Consider the following 13,795-nt stretch of genomic DNA (forward strand, 5'->3'; position numbering starts at 1 on the left):
AGCACGGCGCCTTGCAGTTGCGCTCGCGATCGGCTGCGCGCGGCGGGCATGAGAGCCCGATGATTTTTTCGCGCGCGTCAAGTTCGATTCGCGTGTGACACTTCGTCTCGACGTTGCACGATATTCAGATATCTGATATGCATTTGAGCGATAACGGCACCGCCTGCTCGGCGGCGACCGGAAAAATCAAATGCAGGGGGGAACGCAATGGCCGATTATGCGAACGCCAGCGTTGTGATCGAAACGGTGCCGCCATCCGATATGGGCGCGGCGATCGCGGCGGACGCCGCCAAAAAAGCCAAGTACGGCACCATTCACCTACTCATCCGCGGCTTCTTGTGCACACCCTTTCTGGCCTATGGCGCCAGCGTCGTCTTCGCCATGGTCGCAGCCGGCATACCGCTCGCGGTCGCCGGACTTGTCTTCCCGGCGGGCTACATCACGCTGAGCTTCCTCGGTCTGGAGATGGCGACCGGCAGCTTCGCCACGATGCCGATCGGCATGTACGCCGGGACGATCACTCCGCTTCAGCTCATTCGCAACTGGTTCTGGACACTCGGCGGCAACCTGCTCGGAGGCATATTCTTCGGCTGGCTGCTGTGGTTCTCGCTCACCAAGGGTGGCGCCGTCGAACCGGACAAGATGCTGCAAGTCATCGCACACACCGCCGAGCACAAGATCGAGTATATTCATTACGGTCTCATCGGCTGGTGCGCCGCGATCGGCAAGGGCGTCCTTTGTAACTGGCTGGTCAGTCTCGGGTCCGTGATGTCCAAAGCGACGCGCAGCACCGTGGGCCGGGTCGTTCTGATGTGGATACCGATCGGAATGTTCTTTGCGCTGGGCTTCGAGCACACCGTGGTCAACATGTGGCTCTTCCCGACTGCCATTCTCTCCGGCGCCAACGTGTCCATCTACGAGTGGTGGGTGTGGAATCAGATCCCGGTCACGATCGGCAATATTCTGGGAGCGATGGTCCTCAACGGCACGCTGTGGTACTTCACGCACACGCTGCAGAAAGACTAGAGCACTTTCGCTTCTGATGATTGAATCAGAAGCGAACGTCCCGACTATTGTTTTGACGCGTTTTTTTCACGCGAACCGGGTTCCACTTCGCTTGAAAACGCTCTAAAGCATTCACTCAAGATCCTCGAATGCGGATCCTGAGTTGCGCAAGACTCTCTCGCGTTTTCGAACAAGACCTATCCTCGGGCCAGACCCGGGGATAGACATGAGGTTGCACGAAGAACAGAATCGAGAGCTTCGCTTCCGGTTTCATCAGATGCGAAGCTCTCGATCATGATCCGATCAAGTTGAATCGGACCATGCCAGAAGGTTATTGTCCGGTCGCATTTTCTTGCGGCGAACAGGTCATCCACTTCGCCGGAAAAACTCCAGGACGCGTCGGCGACGACAATGTCGGGCAGCGCAACTCCTCGATCAGGCCGTTGGCCGTCGGTGCGGTGCCCTTCTGCTCCGCGGTGAGCGTAGAGCGAGCCGGAACAGTTCAGTCCGCGCAGCCATGCGGATTTTATAGCGTTTTCGAGCGACGTGGAATCCGGTTCGCGTGAAGAAAACGCGTCAAATCAACATCATAGAGCTTCGCTTCTGATTCAATCAGAAGCAATAATGCTTTAGCGCTCAGGCCACCGCGCGCGTCCGAAGACTTGATCTCCATGCCCCGCTCTTTCCGTGCTGTTGGCGCGGATGATCGAAGAATCGACAATCAGGCACTCCAGGTCGGGATCGTCCGGCATCACAGTAGGGATACGCCACCATACACCCTGCGGCTTTGTCGGCTGAAGCAGAGCAAAACGCCGTTTCACTCGCCGAACACCGCCGGCAGATCGCGCCACGGTAAGCCGGCGCGTGCAATCCAGAGACAGCTTTCACAGACACGCGGGTTGTCGCGACCCGGCTAGAGTCAAAGCAATCGGCTAACGCTCACTCTTATGCCAGGAGCGGCGGTTCACGGGACACAATCAAGGGGTCTCACCGACCGTGAGATCCGAAACGGCGATAACTGCCGGCCACCTTGCGTTTGGCGCAGGCTACTTTCTCGGCATGGCTGCGCGGGCAAGGACATCCAGCAGGCCTTCCGTGGAATCCGCGTCGGCCTCCTTCTGCCGTTCCGCGACTCCAAGAGCCTGGCGCCAGCGGGTGACGCGTTCGCCGAGAGCCTTCAGCCGGTTGAGGACGGCATCGGCGCGTTCGCGATGCTGCTCAAGATAGGCGCGGCCTTCGTCGGTAATGCTGAATAGCCGGGGAGGATCGGCAGAAGCTGTCAGACAACGCTCTTCCACGAGCTTGGCCAACATCGGATGGACGACATTGGGGCTGGGTAGAAACCAGTCAGCCGTCATTTTCTCGACCGTCTGGATAACGTCGTAGCCGTGACGGGGCGCCTCGGAAATAAGTGAGAGCGCTACGAGACGCAGATCGCCTTCGGCCACACCTTTTGATGATGGAGCCGTCATTTCTGTTCTCCGTGAAGATGTCTCTTTGCTCGAAAGAAACCCATATTATGCTGTAACGCAAGACATATTTCCTAGAGCGTACGGTTTCTGACTGAATCGGACGCAAAACTCTAGATTGTTGTTTTGACACGTTTTTCTTACCCGAACCGGGTGCGCCACCTCGCTCAACAACGATCTGGCCGTCCTGTGCGCAATGGCGGTTTCGTACCGGTTCCAGCACTCGTCGGCCGTGCCGCCGCACATGCATGCGGCCTCCTGGGGCGACGACAGGACGACGTCGAACGGGAGATAACCGGTGACGGTCGAGCGATTTTCCGGAGCGCAGTCCGAGGGGGCCGAGAGGCACCGGCAGGTTCTCACCGCAGGATCGATGACCTGCCCGCTCTGAAAAAACCGGAACCGGCTGTGTTCATCAGGTCACAGACGAATCACCGGATATGGGGCATCGTCGCAGGGTATGGCTGCAAACAAGGTAACGGCAGTACACAGGGCTGGATTGATCTCCATGGCTCGCCTCAAGCCATTCTTGAAATGAGAATGGCTTTTTCTTTGCTTCCCTTGCCTTGAGGCACACGAGCCTTGAGGCACACGAGACCACCATCGCATCATCCGGGCGAAAGCCGCCAAGACCGGATGCCGCCCGGCAAGCACCTGCGCGCGATTCTCCACGTCAAAAGCACTCAAAAGCACATTGGCTTGACGTTGAAGGCTTGACGTTGAACGCGGCGCATCAGCTTCACTTCGGCGTCTGCAATCCCGGAGAATTCGCCCAGCGATCGATATGGGCCGCGATGTCTGACAGACGGCGCTTCCTCAACGCTTCATCGTTGCGAGCATTCGGAGAAGGTTCGCCGGCCGCCTTGTTGACGCCTGCGGCAAATTCGGCCAACCGAATTTTCAAGGACTTTAGCTCACGCAAACCACGTTGCACCCTCATGGCGTTGCTCCCTGTTTGAAAAGGGACGGATCGCGAGCAGCGATCTCCGGAGCCCTGTTTAGAAGCCACAACCCTCGTGGTGGTAAGCAAAAGTATGCGCCTTCCGTCCTCGGAAAGCGAGTCCGATATTCACCAATGAGATGGAACGATTAAAAACCCCCGCTAGAGCATGATCCCGAGAAGTAGAAACCGGTTCTCGGAAAAGATCATGCTCAAACAAAATATGAGCAACGAGTTCCGATTCAACGCCGTCGAACCAGACGTGAAGAAAATACGCCAGAACGACAATCCGGCGCGCCGCTTCCAATTCGATCAGAAGCGAGAATGCTAGTTCTTGACAACGACCGTCGTGCCCACCGACACGCGGTTATAAAGGTCCACCACGTCATCGTTGGTCATGCGAAAACAACCGGAGGACACGGCCTGACCGATCGTCTCCGGCTCGTTGGAGCCGTGAATCCGATAGAGCGTCGAGCCGAGATACATGGCGCGCGCGCCGAGCGGGTTTTCAAGGCCGCCTCTCATGAAGCGCGGCAGATCCGGACGCCGGCGCAGCATCTGCGCGGGCGGCGTCCAACTCGGCCATTCCTTCTTGGCGCTGATTCGGTGAACGCCGCTCCAGCGGAAGCCGTCGCGGCCAACGCCGATCCCGTATCTCAATGCCTGGCCACCAGGGAGAACGAGATAGAGCCTCCGTTCGCCGGTCCTGATGACAACGGTTCCAGGCGCATACCGGCTCTGGAAATAGACAAGCTGCCGGGGGATCGGACTTGCGGATGTATAACCGGAGCCAAAATTCATGAAGTCGCCCGTATCAAGGAACTGGGCGAAAGCCGGCTTCACATTGAAAACAAAGGCGATGGCAATCAGGAAAGCCAAAACGCGCGTCATTATTTCCTCGCATCAATCGATTTGACTGTGATTGAGGCCATAATTCGTCCGATTTCGCAAGCCGCGGCCGTGCAGGGATGCTTCTTCCCCGCTGGCGTTGCGAAAAAGCATCAGCTTTCCCGCCCAAAGTCACGCGGAGCGCCACGGTGGTGACAGGCAGCGCCGGTAAGGACGCGGCGGGAACGATGTCGATCGCGGGATCACTGAGAATTGAGAAGCGGAGCACAGAATGAACGGCGCTGAAAGCCTGGTCCGGACGCTGATCAAAAGCGGCGTGGATACGTGCTTCGCCAATCCCGGCACATCAGAAATGCATTTTGTCGCCGCGCTGGACCGCGTGGAAGGCATGCGCTGTGTGCTCGGACTGTTCGAAGGCGTGGTGACCGGCGCGGCGGACGGCTATTTCCGTATGAAGGGTACGCCGGCCTGCACCCTGCTTCATCTCGGACCGGGTCTCGCCAATGGCCTTGCCAATCTTCACAACGCCAGGAAGGCCAGCTCAGGCATCGTCAATATCGTTGGCCAGCATGCGATTCCCCACATCGAATGCAACGCGCCGCTGACCTCGGATATCGAAGCGCTGGCCCGGCCGATGTCGGCCTGGGTCCGGACGTCTTCGGATTCGGGATCGGTCGCTCGCGACGGCGCGGCCGCCGTCGCCGCGGCCAGAAGCTCGCCACCACAGATCGCAACCCTGATATTGCCGGCCGACGCCGCATGGAGCGAAGCCGATGGCGTTGCCGAAGTCGCCGGAGCGTCGCAGCGCCCGGATTATTCACCGCAGGCAATCGATGACGCGGCGAAGGTTCTGCGCAGCCGCGACGAGACCCTGCTTCTGCTCGGCGGGAGCACGCTAACCGAAAAGGGGCTGGCGCTGGCCGCCGGCATCGCCGGCAAGACGGGCTGCAAGGTGATGGCAGAGACCTATAACGCGCGCATGGCGCGCGGCCGCGGCCGCTTTTTCGTGGAGCGCATCCCCTATCCGATCGAGCAGGCGTTGCGCGCGCTGAAGACCTTCAGCAACATCATCCTGGTTGAAGCAGGCGATCCCGTCGCTTTCTTCGCTTATCCGGACAAGCCGAGCCTCTTGAAGCCCGATGACTGCGAGGTGCATCGCATGACGGCGAAGGGCGAAGATACGATGGCCGCGCTGGAAGCATTGGCTGGTGCTGTCGGCGCCAGGGCGCAGGATGCGAAGCCGCAGCCGCCAATTCAGATGGCCTGGCCCAACGGTGCGCTCAACTCCGCCTCCATCGCGCAGGCGATCGCGATGGCCATTCCCGAGAACGCCGTCGTCGTCGACGAGTCGATCTCGACCGGCCGTGGCTTCTTTCCGCCGACCGCCTGCGCCGCGCCCCATGACTGGCTGCAGAACATGGGCGGTTCGATCGGATTTTCGACGCCGGTGGCGACCGGCGCCGCGGTGGCTTGTCCCGGCCGCAAGGTGATCTGCCTGGTCGGCGACGGCAGCGCGATGTACACGCTGCAATCACTGTGGACGCAGGCCCGCGAAAGCCTCGATGTCGTTACGGTCGTTTTCTCGAATCGCATCTATCAGATTTTGCGCGGCGAGTTCGACGGTGTTGGCGCGGGCGAGCCCGGCACGAAAGCCATGGACATGCTCAGCCTCGACCGTCCCGCGCTCGACTGGGTCGCGCTGGGCAAAGGCATGGGCGTACCGGGCCGCGCCGTGACCACGGCCGATGAGTTCAGCGTGGCGCTTGCGGAAGCCACGGCCGAGCAGGGGCCGCGCCTGATCGAAGTCCAGATGTGACGGCGATGCGGGATACCGCCGAAAACAGTATCGCGTTTTCGAGCGAGGTGGATGCCGCTTCGCGTGAAGAAAACGCGTCAAAACGACGATCGAGAGCTTCTCCTCGGGGAGAAACCCCGGATTCGGCGGCCTTGATGAGACGGACCTATGTCATTCCCGACATTCACGGCCGTTTCGATCTGCTGAGCCAGGCCCTGCACGAGATTCACGCCCACGCCGCCGGCAATGGGGGCACACTCGTCATGCTCGGCGATTACGTCGACAAGGGACCGGACAGCAACAAGGTCATCGCCCGCCTGCGGCGCGGCATGCCCGCGGGCTGGACCTTCGTTCCGCTCAAAGGCAACCACGACGCGATGATGATTTCGGCGTGTCGCGATCCCGCGACGATGACGCGCTGGTTGAAGCGCGGGGGCGATGCGGTCGTGGATTCGTATGGTGGTGATGCCTCCTGCATTCCCGAGGCGGACATCGCCTGGCTCGAGACATTGCCGCTCATGCATATCGATGCGCACCGGATCTATGTTCACGCAGGACTCGATCGCGGCATCGCACGCGATGCGCAGTCCGACATCACATTGCTCTGGAAACGCTACCCCAAGGGAGATGCCTCAGGCTTTGAAGGCCGTCACGTCGTGCATGGACACAACTCGGCCGCCCAGGGGCCGGAACTGTACCAGGGCCGGACCAATCTCGACACCGGGGCATGGCGGACCGGCCGTCTCGTAACCGGCGTGTTCGATGACGCAACGCCGGGCGGGCCGGTCGATTTCATCGTCGTTCATGGGCCGGCTCTGGCGGGATAGAGTCGTTATGTTTTTGACGCGTTTTCTTCGCGCGAACCGGCGTCCACTTCGCTTGAAAACGCTCCAGGATAGGGCGTACCCTTCGGGCAAGGAAGGCGGCCGGCTTCTTTCGTGGGATAGCCCGATGGTTTGTCTTGACGGCTGCGCGCGGCGCAGGTCTTCGTGTGGCAATGGACAAGGTCTCGGACTCGGTCACGAAACTGCAGGCGACGTTCCGCATCACGGTGAACGGCGAGTCCATTGCTATCGCCACCGTGGGACAGGCCTATGACTTCATCACCCGCCTGAGCACCGCCGAATGGGCGGAGTTTCGCACATTGCATGAGGACGCGTGCGCCGCGCTCGAGGCCGCCGCCGGCAACGCGATGCTGAGCCGCAAGGCGACCGATGCGTTGCGCGCGTTGTTCGCCCGAACAAAACTGCTGTGAATGATCGGGCGGAGATCATGTGGGCGCGCCGCGCGGCCGCAGTCTTTCACCGCTTCACTGAAAAGGCGAGAAACCCTGTCTGTTTGTTCTGGTGCGTTTCTTCACGCGAACCGCGGCATTCACGTCGTTCGAAAACGCGATAAATCCAGAATGGTGGGCGCACAAGGGATCGAACCTTGGACCTCTCCCGTGTGAAGGGAACGCTCTCCCGCTGAGCTATGCGCCCGGGATCGTCATCCGCCGGGAAGAATCTCCAGACTTCGGGATCGAGCCCGACCCGGCGCGGCGACGAAGTCGCGATTTAGGGAATGCAGGGCAGGAGTGTCAAGCGGAAGCGGACTTCCGCCCGCCGCTCGCGTCCAGGACACCGTTCAGCCGCTGTTGACCATAGCCTTTCCGCTTCTGATAGAATCAGAAGCGGACTCTATAATTTTGATTCGACGCGTTTTCTTCACGCGAACCGGTGTCCGCTTCGCTTGAAAACGCTCTGGCGGACGCCGCACGACGGCTCAGTTGCCGCCGTCGCGCTTGCGCAACAGATCTTTGGCCAGATCGCCGAGCGCGGGCCGTGGCAGCGCCGTGAACGGCATCGGCCGGGTGACGTCGATCGCCGCCAGCCCGAGACGGGCGGTCAGCAAGCCGTTGAGCACGCCTTCGCCCAGACGCGTCGACAGTTTCGCGGCGATGCCCTGACCGACCATCTGCTGGATCAGCGTGTCGCTGGCGGCGATGCCGCCGGTGATGGCGAGATGCGCGATGACGTGGCGCATCAGCCGGATCATCCCGAGCGTGCCCGGCCTTCCGCCATAGAGGCGCGCGAGCTGCCGCACCAGCCGCATCGCGGCGGCGAATACGAACAGCACGTCCACAACGGCGCGGGGGCTGATCGCGGTGACGATCGACACGCGCTGCGCCGCCACCGACACCAGCCGGCGGGCCTCCTGATCCAGCGGAGCCATCAGTTCGCGCTCCGCCAGCCGCACCAGATCGGCGCCGTCGATGATGTCGGTGCTGTGGCTCCGCAACGTGGCCCGCGCCCGCGCCAGATGCGGATCGTTGTGGGCGAGCTTTACCAGATCACGCACGACCGAATCAGCTTCCCTGCGATCGTCAGCCGCGATCGCGGCCAGCGCGCGCCGGTGCAGGTTCTCGATGGTGGAGAGACGGGCAAGGCCAAGGATCTCGCGCGCCGCGATGACGATCGACGCCACGACGAACAGCGCCGCCAGCATCAGCCCGAGGAAACCAAGCCCCTCGCTGCGCGCGAACAGGTCTCCGACCAGGTTGATCGCGCCGAGAACGGTGCCGAGCAGAATGAGCCCGGCCAGCGATGACCAGAACAGCACTCCCCAGCGAAATCCCTTCCGCGCCGGCACCGGAGGCGCGTCCGGCGATTCCGGCAGCAGCACGGGGTCGGGCTCGGGTTCCGCTTCCGGCGTGATGCTGATGCTGCCGCGCGCGGGCCGGGCAGCGGCCTCGTCGCGTTCCAGGACCACGACGTGCGGATCGTCGAGCTTGAAGGTGACGGGACGGCGCTGGCCGGTACGCTCACTCATTGCAGTCGGTCTCCGATCAGGAACTGGAGCGCCCGGTCGAGGCGGATATGGGGCAGCGACGGCTCGCCGGTTCCTTCGTTCTGGAGGCGCGGGGGACGGAAGCGCAGAAAGCGGAAGTCGGCCTGATCCATAGCGGATGTCGACAGCCCGCGAAACGCGCCGTTTCCGCTGAAAAGGCTCTTGACATCCTCGGGCAGGTCGCCCGGGAACGTCGCCACCTCGGTATTGCCGTCGAAGGTTTCGCCATTGGCGGCCTCGCCGGCAAGAGGCGTGCCGAGAATGGACGGCAGTTTCTCGCGGCCGCACCGCACCTGGGCCTCGCGCGTGGCGCGGACCGCCGCCAGGGCGACGACATCGATGGTCGCGCCGGCGACTTCGGCCCGCGAGGCGGCGCGTTCCACGATGCGCCGGAGGATCGCTTCAAGCCGGTCATGACTGATATGATGCAAATGGTCTGCCTTGGTGGCGGCGAACAGAATGCGATCGATCCGCGGCCGGAACAGTGTGCTCAGTAACGTGCTGCGGCCGACACGATAGCAATCGAGAATTCCGGCAAGTGCCGCTTCGAGATCATATAAGGCTTCCGGTCCCGCATTGAAGGCGGCGAGCGTATCGACCAGCACGATCTGCCGGTCGAGCCGCGAAAAGTGATCGCGGAAAAACGGCCGCACCACGAGGTCCTTGTAGGCCTCATAGCGCCGCCGCATCATCGTCCAGAGCGATCCGTCAAGCGGTATTCCGCCGGCGGGCAGGTCAAGCGGGGCGAAGGTGAGCGCGGGCGAGCCCGCGAGGTTGCCCGGCATCAGGAAACGGCCGGGCGGCAGCAGGCTCATGGCGAAGCGTTCGTCCCGGCACCCGCGAAGATAGTCTGTGAACAGCCGGGCGGCGGTGAGCGTCGCCTGTTCATCCTCGCGCGCGGAGGGGCGCATGGTTGCGAGATGCTCGTGCCATGCCTGCGCGAGGCGCGCGCGCGGCTGTTGCCGCGACAGCGCCAGGCTCTCGGCCGACCACTGTTCATAGCTCTTGTCGAGCAGCGGCAGGTCGAGCAGCCATTCGCCGGGATAGTCGACGATATCCAGCGTCAGCGTCTGATCCGAACCGTTCTGCCGCTGATAGCCGATCACGAGCCGCAACTCGCTGATATCGACCGTCGAACTCGGCCAGCGCCGTTCCGCGATCAGGGTATTGACGTGATGTTCATAGTTGAATCGCGGTATGGCGTCGTCCGGCTGCGGGGCAAGCTGCGCGCGTGCGATGCGGCCGCTGGCCAGAGATTCAAAAACCGGAAACCGGCCGCCGCGCGACAGGCCATGCACCAGCGCCGTGATGAACACGGTTTTGCCGGCGCGGGACAGGCCGGTCACGCCGAGCCTGATCGTCGGGTTGAAGAAGTTTTCGCCGTAGTCCAGCAGCGCGCGTGCCGACAGGCGCGCCTCTTCAACGATATCGGAAAAGCTGGCGGCCATGTTGATGTGATGTCGGTGATGAAGCCTGCAATGGCGCACACGGGGTTCGGGCAACCGGAAAGCGACGATTGCCGGGCCTGGGTTTCGTTATTCAGGTGAGTCGTACATCAATTAGGTTGAGGTTTCGTTGCCCCATGGCTGGACGTCATTGTAGCGCCTTTTCCCTACCCGCAGGACACCGAAAGTAAACCCTTACAATTCGTTCACGGCCTGAAGCAGACCGATGCTGCAAGTGCGATGCTGCAGGTGCGACGGCGCGCGAGATGCCGTTTGCCCCGCCTCTTCTCTCCATCACCTCGCCATGGCATGGTCGTTTCGGCGCAAAACGCCATCGTGCGCCGGTTGCGCCTGCGGGAGTTTCGCGTGTCCGTCTCCAATGCTTTCAATTTCGATCTCGGCGAGACCGCCGATGCGATCCGCGAGATGGTCCGCGATTTTTCCGCCAATGAAATCGCGCCCCGCGCGGCCGAGATCGACACGTCCAACCAGTTCCCGCGTGATCTGTGGCCGAAGCTCGGCGCGCTCGGCCTTCACGGCATCACGGTCGAAGAGGACTATGGCGGCTCCGGTCTTGGTTATCTTGAGCACTGCATCGCGATGGAGGAAATCTCGCGCGGTTCGGCTTCGGTCGGACTGTCCTATGGCGCGCACTCCAATCTCTGCATCAATCAATTGCGCCGCAACGGCAGTGAAGCGCAGAAGCGCAAATATCTGCCGAAGCTGATATCCGGCGAGGCTGTCGGCGCGCTGGCGATGTCCGAGCCGGGTGCCGGCTCCGACGTCGTCTCGATGCGGACGCGTGCCGACAGGAAAGGTGACCGCTACGTTCTCAACGGCAGCAAGATGTGGATCACCAACGGCACGATCGCCGACACGCTGGTGGTCTATGCCAAGACCGATGCAGCCGCCGGCGCGCGCGGCATCACTGCTTTTATCATCGAGAAAGGCATGAACGGGTTCTCAACCGCGCAGAAGCTCGACAAGCTCGGCATGCGCGGCTCCGACACCTGTGAGCTGGTGTTCGAGGATTGCGAGGTGCCCGAGGACAACGTGCTCGGGGAAGCCGGCCACGGCGTCAGCGTGCTGATGTCCGGTCTCGATTACGAGCGCGCGGTGCTTGCTGCCGGTCCGCTCGGCATCATGCAGGCCTGCATGGACGTCGTGATGCCGTATGTGCATGAGCGCAAGCAATTCGGACAGCCGATCGGCAGCTTCCAGCTCGTGCAGGCCAAGGTCGCCGACATGTATGTCACCATGAATGCATGCCGCGCTTATGTCTATGCGGTGGCGAAGGCGTGCGATCGCGGCGAGATCACGCGCGAGGACGCGGCAGGAGCAATCCTTTACTCTGCGGAGAAAGCGACGCAATGCGCGCTTGACGCGATCCAGTTGCTGGGCGGGAACGGTTACATCAACGACTATCCGGCCGGCCGGCTGCTGCGCGACGCCAAGCTTTACGAAATCGGCGCCGGCACCAGCGAGATCCGCCGTATGCTGATCGGCCGCGAGCTGTTCGAGAAGAGCGGCTAGAGCATCGGACCCGAAAGTGGGAACCGGTTTCGGGATAAATCCGATGCTCAATCAATTAACTAGAGCATTTTTTCTTCTGATAGAATCAGAAGCAAAGCTCTGGATTGTTGTTTTGACGCGTTTTCCTCACGCGAACCGGCATCCACTTCGCTCGAAAGCGTATAACGGACAACCGCACCGCTTTCGGCCAGTTGTCGCCATCTGTAGAATGGCGAGTCCGGCGGCGGCGATAGCTCGGGCGTCCAGCCGGTCAGCTTTTCCAGCGCATAGCTGTCCATCACCCGCCCGCGCCAGATCCGCTGGACCTGGCCGAGCGGCGTGAGCACCGCCGCGGTCGAGGCCAGAATCGAAGCGTCATCGGGCTCTCGGGCGACATAAAGCCCGGCATGCCCGGCAATCACGTCGCGACCGGGATCGCGGAAGCCGAGGAAGCGGCTGCGCTCGTTGATCTGGATTACCGGCACGCGATCCCTGAGATGCCAGCGCAGTATCGCGTAAACGCGGTAGTCGGTTGTCGCGATCCAGGTTGCACCGGAGTTTTCCATTTCGCTCTCAGCGCGGCTCGCGACCTGCGCGAATCCCGCCTCGCCGCCGATCGGATCGGTCTTGCCGATGAAATTCCACGGGCTGACGGTGTAATAGAGGAAGATCACGACGATGAGACAGAGGCCCGACGCGATCGCTGCACTGGCCCAGAACCTGGACCCCTTCACCATCCATGCCGGCCAGTTTTCGCGCGGCCGCTTCGCCAAGTCGATCGCCGCCGCCGCGAAACCCAGCGGCCAGATGAACATCGGCCAGGTGTCGCCGACCCGAAGGGTGAGCGATTTCCAGAGGAAGTATCCGAACGGGACGAGCACGGCGGTCGACAGCAGCACTGCGACGGGATCGCGATGCCGATAGCCGCGCCATGCCGTGAGGCCCACGGCGAACAGCACCACCGGCAGCAGGATCGGTCCGACCTGGCCGAACTGAAGGCCGATGTAATCGCCGAGCGTGCGAGGATTGAAATCATGCGCCGCCGTCGCGCGAACAAACTGAAACCTGAAGGAGGCCCAGTCGTGCATCACGTTCCAGATCAGGACCGGCGAGAACACCACGACGGCAATCACCGCCGCGAGCCATGGATACGGACTGCGCAGCCAGCGCAGGCGCCAGTCCGGCACCAGGATAAAAGCGGCAATGGCGGGGATCAGCATCACGGCGGTCAGCTTCGACAGCAGCGAAAGCCCTCCGAAAAGGCCGGCCGCGAGCCACCAGCGCGCATCGCCGCTCTCGGTGAGCCGCACAAGCGACCAGACCATCGCCAGCTCGAACGGAATCAGCGCGATATCGGGCGCGACCTTAGCCATCAGCAGGCCGTAATACAGCGCGGCTTCCATCATCAGAACAGCCAGCAAGGCGGCGCGCATGTCGCGCGTGACGCGGCGGACGATGTCGGCCAGCAGCAACTGCGATACCGGCATCGCCAGCAGCCCGGCGAATCTGACGCCGAAACTGGTATCGCCGAAAATCGAGGTGCCGAAACGAATGAACCACGCGATCATCGGGGGATGATCGAGAAAGGACAGCGCGTTTTCCTTCGACCAGGTCCAGTAATAGGCCTCGTCCGTGCGCAGTTCGAGAACACTCGCAAAAACACATCGCATCGCGGTCATGGCGGCGATCAACGCCGCGAACCAAAGCAGCGACGAACGCGCCGGGCGTTCGCGATGCAGCGAGGGGTTGTCAGGATCAGCGATGATCATCCGGATGCCGATGTTGCGTCCGTCGCGCATCCCCGCTCCGGCAGCTTCGGTCACGCTTTCTTGACCACCCCGCCTCCGGTGTCAATCAGCGCCCCTTCACGGAGTTTCGAGTGAACAAGCGACAGCAGCATTATTCCGCCAAAGCCGGAATCCCGAACAGGAAATCTCCATAGACCGTCATC

Annotated in this window: 11 protein-coding genes, 1 tRNA gene and 1 pseudogene; 5 read left to right on the forward strand and 8 right to left on the reverse strand. The window is 61.9% G+C overall.

The annotated features are described in order from the left end of the window. The first annotated feature begins 207 nt into the window (after positions 1 to 207). On the forward strand, positions 208 to 1,026 hold the full coding sequence (locus ACMYR2_RS18115) for a formate/nitrite transporter family protein (protein ID WP_347264810.1): 819 nt from the start codon (positions 208 to 210) through the stop codon (positions 1,024 to 1,026). A 607-nt stretch (positions 1,027 to 1,633) separates the two neighbouring features. Here ACMYR2_RS18115 and ACMYR2_RS18120 read toward each other — a convergent pair. From ACMYR2_RS18120 to ACMYR2_RS18135, 4 genes and pseudogenes are all read right to left on the reverse strand, one after another. Continuing rightward, positions 1,634 to 1,915, reverse strand: a pseudogene (locus ACMYR2_RS18120) (transposase); the annotation flags it as partial. A gap of 136 nt (positions 1,916 to 2,051) precedes the next feature. Further along, on the reverse strand, positions 2,052 to 2,477 hold the full coding sequence (locus ACMYR2_RS18125) for a PadR family transcriptional regulator (protein ID WP_141383390.1): 426 nt from the start codon (positions 2,475 to 2,477) through the stop codon (positions 2,052 to 2,054). A gap of 736 nt (positions 2,478 to 3,213) precedes the next feature. Further along, positions 3,214 to 3,414 (reverse strand): hypothetical protein, encoded by a 201-nt coding sequence (locus ACMYR2_RS18130; protein ID WP_416193430.1) that lies wholly within the window; start codon positions 3,412 to 3,414, stop codon positions 3,214 to 3,216. A 327-nt stretch (positions 3,415 to 3,741) separates the two neighbouring features. Then, positions 3,742 to 4,305: a L,D-transpeptidase gene (locus tag ACMYR2_RS18135; RefSeq protein ID WP_347264812.1), complete on the reverse strand. Its 564-nt coding sequence runs from the start codon at positions 4,303 to 4,305 to the stop codon at positions 3,742 to 3,744. A 229-nt stretch (positions 4,306 to 4,534) separates the two neighbouring features. Here ACMYR2_RS18135 and ACMYR2_RS18140 point away from each other — a divergent pair, with 229 nt between their 5' ends. From ACMYR2_RS18140 to ACMYR2_RS18150, 3 genes are all read left to right on the forward strand, one after another. After that, entirely contained in the window at positions 4,535 to 6,079 is a 1,545-nt protein-coding gene (locus tag ACMYR2_RS18140; protein WP_416193431.1) for an acetolactate synthase large subunit, read from the forward strand. A 134-nt stretch (positions 6,080 to 6,213) separates the two neighbouring features. Beyond that, positions 6,214 to 6,885: a metallophosphoesterase gene (locus ACMYR2_RS18145; protein ID WP_347264814.1), complete on the forward strand. Its 672-nt coding sequence runs from the start codon at positions 6,214 to 6,216 to the stop codon at positions 6,883 to 6,885. Between the two features lie 170 nt (positions 6,886 to 7,055). Beyond that, entirely contained in the window at positions 7,056 to 7,313 is a 258-nt protein-coding gene (locus tag ACMYR2_RS18150) for a hypothetical protein (RefSeq protein WP_347264815.1), read from the forward strand. A gap of 151 nt (positions 7,314 to 7,464) precedes the next feature. Here the strand turns inward: ACMYR2_RS18150 and ACMYR2_RS18155 are convergent. From ACMYR2_RS18155 to ACMYR2_RS18165, 3 genes are all read right to left on the reverse strand, one after another. Next, positions 7,465 to 7,539, reverse strand: a tRNA-Val gene (locus ACMYR2_RS18155). A 283-nt stretch (positions 7,540 to 7,822) separates the two neighbouring features. After that, entirely contained in the window at positions 7,823 to 8,869 is a 1,047-nt protein-coding gene (locus ACMYR2_RS18160; RefSeq protein WP_347265062.1) for a TIGR01620 family protein, read from the reverse strand. Beyond that, entirely contained in the window at positions 8,866 to 10,335 is a 1,470-nt protein-coding gene (locus ACMYR2_RS18165; protein WP_347265063.1) for a YcjX family protein, read from the reverse strand. Before ACMYR2_RS18165 ends, ACMYR2_RS18160 begins: the two co-directional genes overlap by 4 nt. A gap of 423 nt (positions 10,336 to 10,758) precedes the next feature. Here ACMYR2_RS18165 and ACMYR2_RS18170 point away from each other — a divergent pair, with 423 nt between their 5' ends. Next, positions 10,759 to 11,865 carry an isovaleryl-CoA dehydrogenase gene (locus ACMYR2_RS18170; protein WP_347265066.1) on the forward strand — a complete coding sequence of 369 codons (1,107 nt, stop codon included), beginning with the start codon at positions 10,759 to 10,761 and terminating at the stop codon, positions 11,863 to 11,865. Positions 11,866 to 11,924: 59 nt separating this feature from the next. Here ACMYR2_RS18170 and ACMYR2_RS18175 read toward each other — a convergent pair whose 3' ends face one another. After that, positions 11,925 to 13,523: a glycosyltransferase family 39 protein gene (locus tag ACMYR2_RS18175; protein ID WP_416194134.1), complete on the reverse strand. Its 1,599-nt coding sequence runs from the start codon at positions 13,521 to 13,523 to the stop codon at positions 11,925 to 11,927. Positions 13,524 to 13,795 lie beyond the last annotated feature (272 nt).

It is taken from the genome of Nitrobacter sp. TKz-YC01 (assembly GCF_047824785.1).
GTDB lineage: Bacteria > Pseudomonadota > Alphaproteobacteria > Rhizobiales > Xanthobacteraceae > Nitrobacter.

Coding starts and splice junctions, on each gene's coding strand:
- ACMYR2_RS18175 (WP_416194134.1), bottom strand. CDS start 13,523: ATGACCGCGATGCGATGTGTTTTTGCGAGTGTTCTCGAACTGCGCACG.
- ACMYR2_RS18135 (WP_347264812.1), bottom strand. CDS start 4,305: ATGACGCGCGTTTTGGCTTTCCTGATTGCCATCGCCTTTGTTTTCAAT.
- ACMYR2_RS18170 (WP_347265066.1), top strand. CDS start 10,759: ATGGTCCGCGATTTTTCCGCCAATGAAATCGCGCCCCGCGCGGCCGAG.
- ACMYR2_RS18150 (WP_347264815.1), top strand. CDS start 7,056: ATGGACAAGGTCTCGGACTCGGTCACGAAACTGCAGGCGACGTTCCGC.
- ACMYR2_RS18130 (WP_416193430.1), bottom strand. CDS start 3,414: ATGAGGGTGCAACGTGGTTTGCGTGAGCTAAAGTCCTTGAAAATTCGG.
- ACMYR2_RS18125 (WP_141383390.1), bottom strand. CDS start 2,477: ATGACGGCTCCATCATCAAAAGGTGTGGCCGAAGGCGATCTGCGTCTC.
- ACMYR2_RS18165 (WP_347265063.1), bottom strand. CDS start 10,335: ATGGCCGCCAGCTTTTCCGATATCGTTGAAGAGGCGCGCCTGTCGGCA.
- ACMYR2_RS18145 (WP_347264814.1), top strand. CDS start 6,214: ATGAGACGGACCTATGTCATTCCCGACATTCACGGCCGTTTCGATCTG.
- ACMYR2_RS18115 (WP_347264810.1), top strand. CDS start 208: ATGGCCGATTATGCGAACGCCAGCGTTGTGATCGAAACGGTGCCGCCA.
- ACMYR2_RS18140 (WP_416193431.1), top strand. CDS start 4,535: ATGAACGGCGCTGAAAGCCTGGTCCGGACGCTGATCAAAAGCGGCGTG.
- ACMYR2_RS18160 (WP_347265062.1), bottom strand. CDS start 8,869: ATGAGTGAGCGTACCGGCCAGCGCCGTCCCGTCACCTTCAAGCTCGAC.